We start from the raw sequence: 12,046 nt of genomic DNA, 5'->3' as shown, positions 1-12,046 counted from the left end.
GGTCCGAGGGGTGGCCTAGTAGATGCCCTCCGGGGCGGTGCGGACGACCTGGAGCGGACGGGCGTTGGCCACGCCGTCGCAGGGCCAGTCGCTGCCGGTGTCGTAGCGGACCGCGAGGTCGCGCTCCAGGATGTTGGGCAGGAACAGGTCGTCGTGCATGACCGTGAGCTTCACCTGGCCGTGCTCGCCGTACTCGACGGTGCGGGTCCAGTCCTGCGGGTCCACCACGCCCATGGTGATCTGCGGGTAGTTGGGCACGCAGGGCATCACGGCGCCGTCCTGCTCGACGGGCAGGGCGATGGTGTTGCCGAAGGTGTTGTTGTAGGTGACGACGAGCAGCTTGTCCTCGCCGAGCGCCTGGAGGAAGGAGCGGCGCATGGCCGGGGTGGCGTGGGTGCCGCTGAGGCGGGCGCCCTTGAGGGCGGCGACCAGCTCGGGCCGGGCCTTGGCCAGCGCCTGGAAGAGGGCGGGGGTGGTGACCAGGTAGTCGATCGGCTGGGTCTCCAGCAGGTCGGACATCTGGGCGACCAGGTGGTCGGTGTACTCCTGGGCATCGCTGAGCCGTCCGGCGCGCAGCATCCGCTTGACCCAGCGGGGGTCGAAGTCGATGCCGTAGACCCGGGCGTCGTACAGGTCGATCAGGTCCCAGGCGCCGTGGCCCATGATGTGCGGGCCGGTGGGGCTGGCCTGGAGCCAGTTGCGGCCGGGCTCGAAGCCCTCCTTCTCGATGACGTACCGGCGCCAGGCGGCGCGCTGCTCCAGCATGGGCTCGGTGTAGTAGACCCGGCAGGGGTTGCCGGTGGTGCCCCCGGACTCCCAGACGCGGCCGGTGAGCGGCCGGGGTACGGCCTGCGGCACGAGCTCGGCGGGGTCCATGGTGCGCAGGTCGCCGATGGGCATCGGGCCGAACCGGGCGAGCTCCTCGTAGCGAGTGATGTCCCGCGGGTCGAAGTCGAGTTCGGTGGCTCGCTTGAGCCAGTAGGGGCTGCCGGTCTCCGGGTCGAAGTGGCGGCGCACGACGCGGCGCGTCCATGCGTCGATGTCCTGCGAAAGCCACTCTTCGATCAGCGGAGTTACGTCTTTCATCGAGTTCACCGACCCACTACTTCAGTTAGAGGCGAGCTCGATGCCGAGCTCATAAATGGCGGTCATGGCTTCGAAAACGTGATCGGGGGATTCCACGTGGACCACGGGGAAGGAGGAGCCCAGGAAGGTGCCGAACGAGCAGGGGCCCAGCACCAGTCCGAGTTCGGTGCCGGCTCCCTCCAGGCCGCGGAGCATATGGGGCACGCTCACCGGGTCGGTGGGGTTCCTGCGGTACAGGTCACGGATCTCCTCACCGGTGGTGAGGGTCTTGACCTCCATGCACGAGTGCACGGGCACGCGGGGGTCCTGGAAGGCCATCTCCTGGAGAGTGGGCTCCAGGTGGTCGCGGACACCGCGCTGCAGCGGCGAGTGGAAGGCGATGCCGTGCTCCTGGGACACCTGGAGCGCTCCGGGCGGCAGCAGGGTGCCGAAGTCGGCCAGCGCGGAGCGGTAGCCGGCCAGCAGCACCATGCGCTCGGTGCCGGCGCCGACGCGGCCCAGGTCGGCCGAGAGGTAGACCCCGTCCTGCCGCTCCAGGCGTTCTTCCAGGTCGAGGTCGTAGGGGATGCGGACGGCGGCGACGCCGTGGGCGCCGCGCGGGTCGGAGGCCGCGGTGGCGGGCATCTCCCGCATCCGCATCAGCAGGGTGAACAGGTCGCGGCGCTCGACGGCGCCGGCGAGGCTGGCGCCGACCAGGGCGCCGAAGCTCAGTCCGCACACCGCCCCGGGGGTGATGCCGTACTCCTCGGCGAGGACGTCGGCGATCCCGAAGACCGCGGCGGCCTGGCGGATCGCCCCGATCCCCTGCCGGTGCTCCTGGCCCGCCTCGCGCTCCTCGGTGAAGATGCGCTGGGCGTCCAGCCCGGTCCACTCCTCGATTTCCTCATAACAGCGGCGAACGACCGGAAAAAGTTCGTAAAGCTCCGAACCAGCCCCCGGCTGATCGTTCATGCCGCCGTCAAGTACGTAGGCAAGCGTCACGCCGACATCCCCCGTCTCGCGCTCTCTCCCGTAGGGAACAGCGAGACGCCGCACACCACCGACATACCGTCATATCCCTGTGAAACCACAGGTGGTGGCGTGTCAACCCCTAGAACAACTGTCCCTCGTGATCATCCAACCTCCACCCCTGGCTACTGTCAACTGCGATCAAAACCCCTGGAGCTTCATCGATTTGGAAAATATTGCAACCGACTCGAACCCATCGGCGCGACCAGCAAAGGGAGTTGTTTCCAGCCGCGGCGCAGCCGCCCTCCAACGTCCGCATGATGGTACGAACCGGGGCGGCCCGAAGGCCGAAAGGCCGCGGCGGGCGCACCCCATCGGAGTGCACTCGCCGCGGCCCTTCGCCGACTGGTCCCGACCCGTACCTAGCCCTGCGCCTGCTCCTGCGCCGGGGAACTCTCCGTCTTCAGCAGGTCGTTGGGGATCGCGCCGCCGAACCGCCGGTCGCGGGAGGCGTACTCCAGGCAGGCGCGCCACAGGTCCCGGCGGTCGAAGTCGGGCCACAGCACGTCCTGGAACACCATCTCGGCGTAGGCGCTCTGCCAGATCAGGTAGTTGGAGGTGCGCTGCTCACCAGAGGGCCGCACGAACAGGTCCACATCCGGCATATCCGGGTAGTACAGGTACCTGGCGAGGGTCTTCTCGTTCACCTTGGACGGGTCGAGGCGCCCCGCCGCCACATCGGCCGCCAACGCCTTCGCCGCGTCGGCGATCTCGGCCCGGCCGCCGTAGTTGACGCAGAAGTAGAGCGTCATGGCGTCGTTGTCCTTGGTCTGCTCCTGCGCCACCTGGAGTTCCTGGACCACCGACTTCCACAGCTTGGGCATCCGGCCCGTCCAGCGGATGCGGATGCCCAGCTCGTCCATCTCGTCGCGGCGCCGGCGGATCACGTCGCGGTTGAAGTTCATCAGGAAGCGGACCTCTTCGGGCGAGCGCTTCCAGTTCTCGGTGGAGAAGGCGTAGAGGGAGAGGTTCTGGACGCCCATCTCCAGGCAGCCCTTGAGCACGTCCATCACGACGCCCTCGCCGACCTTGTGCCCCTCGGTGCGCGGCAGGCCGCGCTGCTTGGCCCAGCGCCCGTTGCCGTCCATGACGATCGCCACGTGCTTGGGCACCAGGTCGCCGGGGATCTTCGGCGGCCGGGCCCCCGACGGGTGCGGATCCGGGGCTCGGTACTCGCGGCGCTGACGGCCCAGAATCCCTCGTACTGCCATGCGGGTGTCGCTCCTCTTGCGTGATCTTCTTCGCCGGGGGTCGCCCGGCCGGGCTCGGGTCCCGCGCCCGGCTGGACCCTATTTCTCCACGTACCGTAGCGAGCGCAGCCCCCGCTCCAGATGCCACTGCAGATACGCGGCCACCAGTCCGCTCCCCTCCCGGGCGTGCCGCGGCTCGCAGGCGTCCGCGGTGGCCCAGTCCCCGGTCAGCAGGGCGCCGAGCAGGGTCACGGCTTCCGAGGAGGGTACGACGCTGCCGGGCACCCGGCAGTCCCCGCAGATGACGCCGCCCGCGCCGACCGAGAAGAACCGGTTCGGCCCCGGCATCCCGCACTTGGCGCAGTCGGTGAAGCTGGGGGCGTAGCCGTTGACCGCGAGGGAGCGCAGCAGGAAGGCGTCCAGCACCAGGTGCGGATCGTGCTCCCCGGCGGCGAGCGTCCGCAGCCCGCCCACCAGCAGCAGGTACTGCTGGACCGCGGGCTCCCCCTCGTGGTCGGTGAACCGCTCGGCCGTCTCCAGCATGGCGGTGCCGGCGGTGTAGCGGGCGTAGTCGATGACGATCCCGCTGCCGTACGGAGCGATCAGCTCGCTCTGTGTGCACAGCGGCAGCCCGCGCCCGACCAGCTCGCTGCCCCGCGCGAAGAACTGCACGTCCACATGGGAGAACGGCTCCAGTCGCGAGCCGAACTTCGACTTGGTCCGCCGCACCCCGCGCGCGACGGCGCGTACGCGGCCGTGACCGCGGGTGAGCAGGGTGATGATCCGGTCCGCCTCACCCAGCTTCTGGGTGCGCAGCACGATGCCGTCGTCGCGGAACAGACTCATGCGGTCATTCTCGCGCACCCTTCGAGTGATCGAATCCACCGGCCGCCGCCCGCGGGGGCGAGGGCCCGCCTCAGGCCGGCGGCACCTGCGGGCCGCTCGCCGGCAGGGCGGTTCACCGATGAGTTCCTCGTCCTCGAACGGTCCACCCAGCGACACGACCGTTCTCGACAGGAGTGCCATGTCCACCATCCAGCCAGTGATCCTGACCGCCGACCTGGACGTCCTGCTGGGCTTCTATACGAAACTGTTCGGCGCCGAGGAGATCTTCCGGATACCGGAGGAAGGGCCGGCCTTCTACCTCGGCCTGCGTATCGGCGACACCGACCTCGGCCTGGTGGCCAAGGCGGATCCGGGGACCGGAGCGGCACCGCGGGTCCTGCTCAGCATCGCCGTCGACGACGTCGGCGAGACGCTCGGCCGGGTGACGGCGCTGGGCGGCTCGGTCTCCGGCGGCCCGAACGACATGCCGTGGGGACAGCGCGTCGCCCACATCCAGGACCCCGACGGCAACCCGCTGAACCTGACCCAGCCGATCCCGGCCCGGTGACACGCACCGCCCCGACCTCTCCCCCGGAAGACCGGGGGTCCGGTGGATGACGCCTACGACTCCCCCAAGGCGGCCAGGGCCACGCGGCGGAGGTTGTCACGGATCCGCTGCTCACCCACCTCCGGCAGCAGCGCGGTGACGTGTTCCGCCGCCAGGGCGGCCAGGAGTGTGTGAGCGGTACCGTCCGGGTCGGGCGTGGTGGCGAGCAGGATGGCCAGATGGCGGTGCCAGAAGCGGTAGGCGCCGATCCGGTAGCGGGCGCCGGGTGAGGCGGTCTCGGACATCCGGACCAGCGCCAGGTGTTCCAGCAGGTAGTCAAGGTAGGCATCAAGGAACGCGGTGAGGCGCTGCGCGGCTGGAGCCCCCGGGCCCAAGGGCGGCGGGCCGTGCAGGATCCCTTCCTGGAGTACGCGCTCACGGCTGTCCAAGAGCGCCACGGCAAGCCCGGCCTTGTCGCCGAAGCGGCGGAACACGGTGCCCTTGCCGACCCCGGCCGCGGCCGCCACCTGGTCAAGGGAGACCCCGTCCACACCGTGCTCCGCGAACAGCCGAGCGGCGGCCTCCAGTACGGCGGCTCGGTTGCGCGCCGACCGGGCCTGCTCGACGGGAGGCGGGGCGAGCAGAAGCTCCAACAGCATTGCGGAATCGGACTGCGGTCCGTTATGGTCCTGACCCATAAAGCGGACTGTAGTCCGATTCCCTTGGAGGAGCCAGCATGACCACGCTCATCACGCGAGACGAACTCAAGGCGGCCATCGACGCGGGCGGGGTGACCGTCGTCGACACCCTGGGCGGCGAGTACTACGCGCAGCAGCACCTCCCCGGGGCCCTCGCGCTGCCCCCGAGCGACGTCGACGCCCAGGCCCCGGCCCTGCTCCCTGACCTCGGCGCGGCCATCGTCACCTACTGCTCCAACCCGGCCTGCGGAAACAGCGGACAGGTCGCCGACCGGCTCACGGCCCTCGGCTACACCAACGTGCGCAAGTACCGCGAGGGCATCCAGGACTGGGTGGAGGCGGGACTCCCCATCGAATCCGCCTGACCGGCACGGGGCAGCCGGGAGGGCGAACCCAAAACCCGCTCCCCCGGCCGCCCCGACCAGCGTCTCCGGAGCTACCGCGCGACCGCATCGAAGGCTCCGGCCTTGGCGGCGCGCACAAACGCCCCGAGAACGCCCGCAGCGGTCGCGACCACCACGACAGGGTCGTCACTCTCGCGCAACAGGATGCGGGCGGCGCCGGGTACGTGGGCCAGCTCGACGCAGGCGTTCTGGGCCTCACCGGAGTACGACGACTTGCGCCACCGCGCTTCGGCCCACGCCACGCCCTCACAGCTACCGCGCGACCGCATCGAAGGCTCCGGCCTTGGCGGCACGAAGAAAGACACCCAAAGCCCCAGGGCGCGTCGCCACCACCACGGCGGGGTTGTCGCTCTCGCGCAACAGGATGCGCCTGGTGCCCGCATGGGCCAGCTCGACGCAGTGATTGTCTTCTCCGTCCCCCGAGAAGGAGGACTTCTGCCAGTTCGTGTCGGACATTTCAATAGCCTCACAGCTCTTTGGCGACGGCATGGATGAAATCGCGCGATCCCTCGACAGTGAGGGCCTTCTCCTCAACCCTCTCCAGCACCCTCCGGAAGGTTGCGAGCCGCACCTCCGCGTCGAGGAACGCCGAACCGTCCGTGACGTCAAGCTGCACCGTGTCCAGCTGCGGGACCGGGCCATGGACGTACATCGTGGAGCTACCTGCGTTCGGGAAGCTGCCCGCGGCGAAGGGAATCACTCGTACGGTCACGTTCTCCCGCTCCGATGCCTCCAACAGGTGTTCCAACTGCCCGCGGAGCACTTCCGATCCACCGAAACGCATCATCAGTGCCGTCTCATGGATCAGAAACGTGCATCGTAGAGGATTGACCCGGTCAAGTACATCGCGACGCCGCAGCCGGTAGGACAACCGGGTGCGCAGTTGAGCAGGTGTGGGCTCGGGCTCTGCGCCAGCGAAGACCGCCTTCGCATACGCCTCGGTTTGGAGGAGCCCGGGGAGGTACATGACTTGCACATTCCGCAGGGCCACCGCATGGTGCTCAAGCTCTGCCAGGTCGAGAGCTCCAGCGGCAACCTTCCCGCGATACTCCTCCCACCAGCCTCTACCCCGCTCTGCCGCCATGGCCGCGAGTGCATCGACGTACGCCCGGTCACTGCACGAGTAGATGTCGGCCAGCAACCTGACACGTTCCTCGCTGACGCCAAGGCGTCCGGACTCCATGTTGCTGATCCGAGCGCCCTCAGCGCCGAGCACCTGGCCCGCCTGTGCCGCACTCATGCCGGCCCGCTCACGCATCTTGCGCAGTTCCATGCCCAGACGTCTCTGCCGGAAGGTCGGAGCTGTTCTCTGCGGCATCTACACCCTCCCTCGCCATCACGCAGTGTATCCAGGTCAAGCTAGAGCGCAACCAATCGCGATACATCACTTCAGGTGAATGCGGTACATGAATGCATCCAGCTGCCCTATCGTCGGAACGCACTACGCAGCGAACCCACTACGCCCCGCGTTGGGAGAACATCGCCATGTCCGTACGCGACCTCACCGCCCTCTACCGCCTCAGTGCCCCCAATCACCCCTCCAGTTCGCGGGTGTGCCGGGACGCGATCGGTGCCCTGCTGCACGCCCAGGGGCACTCCTCGCTCATCGACACCGTGAAGCTCCTCGTCTCCGAGGCGGTGACCAATGTCCATCGCCACGCCCTGGCGACCCACGTGATCCACATCGACGTGCTCGTGCAGAACGGCACCGCGTTGGTCGTCGTCAAGGACAACGATCCGCGGGAACACCCGTTTCGGCGCCCGGCCGAGCCCGAGGACGAGGGCGGGCGCGGGCTGCTACTCATGGACCAGCTCGCGTTCGCCTGGGGTGTGAGCTGGTCCGGGGGGCCGGATCCGACCGGCAAGCAGGTCTGGTTCGAGGTGCGCGCGCCGGAGAAGGATGCCTGACCGGGCCCGGACTCCCTGACGACGGCCTGGGCCGGGGAGCTGCCACGGGCCTCCGTCGCCGCACCGGCACCGGCGGCCGTCGCGAGGAGCTCCCGGGTCCCTTTGACGACAGTGCCCCACACCGCGTCCCCGCCTGAACGGCCCGGGCCTGCCGAAGTGTTCGCGTGCGCCGCCTGGCCCCGAGCCGAGGCCACCACCGCCGTGTTGTCGCCACCGGCAAGATCACATAGGGTCCCCGACGTGAACACCGGACCGGCGCGAAGCCACGCACAGATCGGCTATCCGGTGGAGGGCTGATCGGTCGGCGGGTGTGCGGACGCCACCCCGGTTCGGCACGCGGACCTCCCCGTGCTCGTACACCACGAGCCCGTATCTCCGTGCCGAACCACAGCGAGGCCAACCACATGGCAGTCACGTTCAACCACACCATCATCGCTTCCAAGGACCGCGACGCTTCGGCTCGCTTCTTCCGCGAGCTGCTGGAACTCTCGGAAGCGCCCTCCTGGGGGCCGTTCACCAACATCCAGCTCTCCGACGGCGTACTGCTGCAGTTCGCCGAGCCGCCGGTGGAGATCCAGATGCAGCACTACGCCTTCCTGGTCGACGACGAGCTGTTCGACCGCGCGTACCGGCGACTGTGCGAAGGCGGCGTCGAGCACTGGGCCGATCCGCAGATGCGGCGCCCAGGCCAGATCAACAACGAGCACGGCGGTCGCGGGGTGTACTTCAAGGACCCCGCCGGTCACGCCATCGAGCTGATCACCCGCCCGTACCTGTAAGCCGAGGCGGTGCCTGGTCGGATGCCGGAGCGCGGGGCCCGACCAGGCGACCGACCGGCGAGACCCGCTGACGGTCCGAGGGTGACAGGGCGTCCGGGCAAGTCGGCCTCGGCTCCGAGTCGTTGAAGATCACCGGCGGTGCCCGGTCGGCCGTGCGAGCCGGGACACTGGGAGGACACCCTTCAGGGAACCGAAGCCGGTACCGGCACCTACCGGGCGATCGCCTTGAGCCAGTCGTCGACGGTGGCGACATCCGCCCACTGCGGGAACAGCCGCTCGGTGAGCACCCGGTGCACCTCCGGGTCGATGTCCAGGCAGCCGTCGGAGAGGACGGTGAGGCCGAAGTCCAGGTCGTTGGCCTGGCACAGGGTGGACAGCACCACGGCGCTGGTGGCGATGCCGGTGAGCACCAGGCTGTCGATACCGCGCGCCCTCAGCACCACATCCAGATCGCTGCCCGAGAACGCGCTGGCCCGCCGCTTGGTGATCACCACGTCGCCGGGCCGGGGCGCGACCTCGGGGTGGATCTCGGTGCCCGGGGCGCCCTCGATGTAGAGGTCGGCCTGTGCGATGGCGGCGAGAGCCCTGTTGCGCGTGCCGACCTCCGGGAAGCCGGGGCGGAACGCGATGGTCACGTAGATCACGGGGATGTCCGCCGCCCGGGCCCCGTCGATCGCCCTGCGCAGGCGTGACAGGTAGGCGGAATCGCCGTCCACGATGTCCACGATGGCCCGTTGGACGTCCATCACGAGAAGGGCGCTGCTCAATGTCGCCTCCAGGAACGCCGTCGGTTCGGCGTGGGAACGGGCCGGACTGGTGCTGTCCGGATCCTACGCGGCCCCGGCGCGGTGGAGGTGCGCGCGTCGGACGCGAGGACGTGCGGCACGGTCAGCAGGGGGTGACCTCGGCTGTGACCGGGGGCAGCGCCCAGGGCTCCAGGGTGCCCGCGCAGTACTCGGCGAGGAACTGGACGGCACCGCCCTCGTAGTACCACCAACCGCCGTTGCGGGAGGCGACGGTGACGGTCCAGTGCTGCGGGTCGTCCCCGGTCGTACGCCAGAGGAGCTTGTCGCCCTCGTTGGACTCCGCCCAGGGCAGCAGGCCGCCCGGCGCCGGATGCGGGCGCAGACCGATGGACATGTCGGCCTCCCACCATTCCTGGATGACCCCTTCCAGGTCTTCGCGGACGCCCCGCAGCAGGCCGCCTTCCTCGCCGGGCTCGGGGAGTCCGACCAGGAGGAAGTCCCCGAGGGCGAAGGTGGGGTACCACTCGGCGAGGCGCCGGTAGTCGGCGGGCAGCGGGGTGCCGAGGCCGTCCTCCAGCAGGCGCCAGTCGACAGAGGCCGGTGCCGGTCGGCGGTGTTCGACCAGTCCGGGAACAGCGCGTTCCAGTGCCGCGATCGCCTCTTCCGGGTCGGTGATGCGACGCTCCGGCGCCTGGATGCCGATCAGATCGTCAGTCATGGCACGGCAGCCTGCCAGACCCGTCTGACAGCGGAGCCCGCGGCAGGCACCGCCCCAGGGCCTGGCTCGCGGCCACGGAGGGGGGCTGCTCGGTCCCGCCCCGGAATCCGGCAGTCCGCCGGCGGCCGTCCGAGGCCGTGGGTGAGGGCGGGTGCCGGCGGTCCGGCGTCCCGTGCCCTGCGCACACCGGACGGGGCCGATGGGTCAACCGCGGCGCAGCGGGTCGGACCGTGTGGCCTCGGGCGCGGCCCAGCTGGCCAGGACCTGGAGGGCCTGGGCGGTTTCGGAGCCGGGTTCGACGTTGTAGACGCACAGGGTCTGCTCCGCGTCGCCGGGGGCCTGGAAGGACTCGTAGGAGAAGTGCAGGTCTCCGACGAGGGGGTGGTGGTAGTGCTTGGCGCCGTGGGTGCGGCGCAGCACCCGGTGGTCGTTCCACCAGCCGGTGAACTCGGCGCACTGGAGGGTGAGTTCTCCGACGAGGTCGGCCAGCTGCCGGTCGTGGGGGTAGCGGCCCGCCTCCAGCCGGAGGATGGCCACCGTCTCCGCGGCGATCCGTTCCCAGTCGCCCACCCGCTCGCGGGCCAGCGGGTCCAGCAAGTAGTAGCGGGCCAGGTTGCGGCGGGTGGCGGGCAGGACGTCGAAGTCGGTGAGGACGGCCCTGGCGAGCGGGTTGGCGGCCAGTACGTCGGTGCGCCGGCCCAGGATGAAGGCCGGCACCTGGCCGAGGGTCTCCAGCATCAGGTGCAGTCCAGGCCGGACCCGTTGGGCCCTGGCCGGCGCGCGGCGTACGGTCCGGGCGCCGGACCGCAGCAGGTCGGTGAGGTGCTCGCGTTCCGTCTCGTCCAGCCGAAGCGCGCGGGCGACCGCCTCCACGACCTCGGTGGAGGGGTTGGAGGCCCGCCCCTGCTCCAGTCGCGTGTAGTACTCGGTGCTGACGCCGGCCAGGCGGGCCACCTCGTCCCGGCGCAGGCCGGGTACGCGGCGGACCCGCCCGCCGGTGGGCAGTCCGGCCTCTTCCGGGGTGATTCCCGCGCGCCGTGAACGCAGGAATCCGGAGATCTCCTTGGTGCGGTCCATAAGCTCCAGTGTGAGCATGTCGGCGGCGCCGCGCCCCGTTCCAGGGTGGCCCTGCTGGTACCTGTCTGAGCAGGGCCAGTCATGGCGTCCTGAGGGGCTCGTGTGGGTGGTGTGCTGGATGTGCGGCCGACGGAAGGCCGGTCGCGATTCCTCCCTCTCCCACCCCTGGAAGGTGCGCATCATGTCCACGAACACCATGTCCCAGCCCCTGACCGGTCGCGTCGCGGTCATCACCGGAGCCTCCAGCGGCATCGGCGAGGCCTCCGCCGAGCGGCTGGCGTCCCTGGGTGCCCGCGTCATCGTCATGGCGCGGCGCGCCGACCGGCTGGCGGACCTGGTCTCCCGTATCGAGGCCGACGGCGGCAGCGCGCTGGCGATCGCCGCCGATGTGACCGACGCCGCGGCCCTGCAGGGCGCGGCGGACCGGGTAGAGGCCGAGTTCGGCGGCGCTGACCTGCTGCTGAACAATGCGGGGGTCATGCTTCCGGCTCCGATCGAGGAGCTGGCGACCGAGCAGTGGAAGCACCAGATCGACCTGAACATCACCGGTCTGATGAACGCGATCGGGGCGTTCACCCCGCAGCTGGTCAAGGCCGCCGCCGAGCGGGGTGTGGCCGATCTGATCAACACCTCCTCGATCGCGGCGCAGAACATCTTCCCGACCTTCGCCGTCTACTCCGGCACGAAGGCGTATGTCAGCCACCTCTCCCGTCATCTGCGGGTCGAGCTGGGCGCGAAGAACGTGCGGGTCTCGGCGATCGAGCCGGGCATCGTCGGCACCGAGCTGCAGAGCCACGTCACCGACCAGGGCGCCCGGGACTGGCTGGCCGGCTCCAAGGAGACCATCGAGTGGCTCACGCCGCAGGACATCGCCGAGACCGTCGGCTTCATCGCGACGCTGCCGCCGCGGGTGAACCTCCAGCAGGTCACCATCATGCCCACCGCCCAAGCCAGCTGACCACACCGCACGGGCGCGGCCCCGCCGCCGAGAGCGCCCGAAGGGCGGCTCCACCACCACGGCCTCCAACCGGGCCCTGCCCGCCGGGCTCGGTGCGCCGGG

16 protein-coding genes are annotated in these 12,046 nt (G+C 69.9%); 5 read left to right on the top strand and 11 right to left on the bottom strand.

Going from position 1 to position 12,046, the window contains the following annotated elements:
- Nucleotides 1–15 precede the first annotated feature (15 nt).
- The 4 genes from E4099_RS20465 to recO form a co-directional block, all read right to left on the bottom strand.
- Complete coding sequence (locus E4099_RS20465) at nucleotides 16–1,086, bottom strand: arylcarboxylate reductase (RefSeq protein WP_135340548.1); 1,071 nt, start codon at nucleotides 1,084–1,086, stop codon at nucleotides 16–18.
- A 21-nt stretch (nucleotides 1,087–1,107) separates the two neighbouring features.
- On the bottom strand, nucleotides 1,108–2,067 hold the full coding sequence (locus tag E4099_RS20460) for an acyltransferase domain-containing protein (protein WP_135340547.1): 960 nt from the start codon (nucleotides 2,065–2,067) through the stop codon (nucleotides 1,108–1,110).
- 389 nt (nucleotides 2,068–2,456) lie between these two features.
- Complete coding sequence (locus E4099_RS20455; RefSeq protein ID WP_135340546.1) at nucleotides 2,457–3,305, bottom strand: isoprenyl transferase; 849 nt, start codon at nucleotides 3,303–3,305, stop codon at nucleotides 2,457–2,459.
- Nucleotides 3,306–3,383: 78 nt separating this feature from the next.
- On the bottom strand, nucleotides 3,384–4,130 hold the full coding sequence (gene recO / locus E4099_RS20450; protein WP_135340545.1) for a DNA repair protein RecO: 747 nt from the start codon (nucleotides 4,128–4,130) through the stop codon (nucleotides 3,384–3,386).
- A 178-nt stretch (nucleotides 4,131–4,308) separates the two neighbouring features.
- Here recO and E4099_RS20445 point away from each other — a divergent pair, with 178 nt between their 5' ends.
- Complete coding sequence (locus E4099_RS20445) at nucleotides 4,309–4,677, top strand: VOC family protein (RefSeq protein ID WP_135340544.1); 369 nt, start codon at nucleotides 4,309–4,311, stop codon at nucleotides 4,675–4,677.
- 53 nt (nucleotides 4,678–4,730) lie between these two features.
- On the opposite strand, the gene E4099_RS20440 is transcribed toward E4099_RS20445, so the two are convergent.
- Nucleotides 4,731–5,315, bottom strand: coding sequence for a TetR/AcrR family transcriptional regulator (locus E4099_RS20440; protein ID WP_245245037.1), 585 nt, complete (start codon nucleotides 5,313–5,315; stop codon nucleotides 4,731–4,733).
- Between the two features lie 77 nt (nucleotides 5,316–5,392).
- On the opposite strand from E4099_RS20440, the gene E4099_RS20435 reads away from it, so the two are divergent.
- Nucleotides 5,393–5,719 (top strand): rhodanese-like domain-containing protein, encoded by a 327-nt coding sequence (locus E4099_RS20435; protein ID WP_135340543.1) that lies wholly within the window; start codon nucleotides 5,393–5,395, stop codon nucleotides 5,717–5,719.
- A gap of 71 nt (nucleotides 5,720–5,790) precedes the next feature.
- Here E4099_RS20435 and E4099_RS20430 read toward each other — a convergent pair whose 3' ends face one another.
- From E4099_RS20430 to E4099_RS20420, 3 genes are read right to left on the bottom strand one after another with little or no spacing between them, the layout of a single operon-like run.
- Nucleotides 5,791–6,000, bottom strand: coding sequence for a DUF397 domain-containing protein (locus E4099_RS20430; RefSeq protein ID WP_342451933.1), 210 nt, complete (start codon nucleotides 5,998–6,000; stop codon nucleotides 5,791–5,793).
- A 10-nt stretch (nucleotides 6,001–6,010) separates the two neighbouring features.
- The gene (locus E4099_RS20425; RefSeq protein WP_135340541.1) at nucleotides 6,011–6,214 is read right to left on the bottom strand and encodes a DUF397 domain-containing protein; all 204 of its coding nucleotides are present in this window, start codon (nucleotides 6,212–6,214) and stop codon (nucleotides 6,011–6,013) included.
- 10 nt (nucleotides 6,215–6,224) lie between these two features.
- The gene (locus E4099_RS20420; RefSeq protein ID WP_135340540.1) at nucleotides 6,225–7,076 is read right to left on the bottom strand and encodes a helix-turn-helix domain-containing protein; all 852 of its coding nucleotides are present in this window, start codon (nucleotides 7,074–7,076) and stop codon (nucleotides 6,225–6,227) included.
- Nucleotides 7,077–7,243: 167 nt separating this feature from the next.
- Here E4099_RS20420 and E4099_RS20415 point away from each other — a divergent pair, with 167 nt between their 5' ends.
- Nucleotides 7,244–7,666, top strand: a complete 423-nt coding sequence (locus E4099_RS20415) for an ATP-binding protein (RefSeq protein ID WP_135340539.1) — start codon at nucleotides 7,244–7,246, stop codon at nucleotides 7,664–7,666.
- Between the two features lie 404 nt (nucleotides 7,667–8,070).
- On the top strand, nucleotides 8,071–8,445 hold the full coding sequence (locus tag E4099_RS20410; protein WP_135340538.1) for a VOC family protein: 375 nt from the start codon (nucleotides 8,071–8,073) through the stop codon (nucleotides 8,443–8,445).
- A gap of 209 nt (nucleotides 8,446–8,654) precedes the next feature.
- On the opposite strand, the gene E4099_RS20405 is transcribed toward E4099_RS20410, so the two are convergent.
- The 3 genes from E4099_RS20405 to E4099_RS20395 all read right to left on the bottom strand — a co-directional run bounded on the left by E4099_RS20405 (nucleotide 8,655) and on the right by E4099_RS20395 (nucleotide 10,986).
- Nucleotides 8,655–9,212, bottom strand: coding sequence for a cysteine hydrolase family protein (locus E4099_RS20405; RefSeq protein WP_135340537.1), 558 nt, complete (start codon nucleotides 9,210–9,212; stop codon nucleotides 8,655–8,657).
- Nucleotides 9,213–9,333: 121 nt separating this feature from the next.
- Complete coding sequence (locus tag E4099_RS20400) at nucleotides 9,334–9,909, bottom strand: SMI1/KNR4 family protein (protein ID WP_209446671.1); 576 nt, start codon at nucleotides 9,907–9,909, stop codon at nucleotides 9,334–9,336.
- A 204-nt stretch (nucleotides 9,910–10,113) separates the two neighbouring features.
- Entirely contained in the window at nucleotides 10,114–10,986 is an 873-nt protein-coding gene (locus E4099_RS20395; protein ID WP_135340536.1) for a helix-turn-helix transcriptional regulator, read from the bottom strand.
- 181 nt (nucleotides 10,987–11,167) lie between these two features.
- Between E4099_RS20395 and E4099_RS20390 the strand changes: the two genes are divergently transcribed.
- Nucleotides 11,168–11,944, top strand: coding sequence for an SDR family oxidoreductase (locus E4099_RS20390; RefSeq protein WP_135340535.1), 777 nt, complete (start codon nucleotides 11,168–11,170; stop codon nucleotides 11,942–11,944).
- Nucleotides 11,945–12,046: the final 102 nt, after the last annotated feature.

It is taken from the genome of Streptomyces palmae (assembly GCF_004684805.1).
GTDB classification, from domain to species: Bacteria; Actinomycetota; Actinomycetes; order Streptomycetales; family Streptomycetaceae; genus Streptomyces; species Streptomyces palmae.
This window is presented reverse-complemented; position numbering and strand designations above follow the sequence as displayed.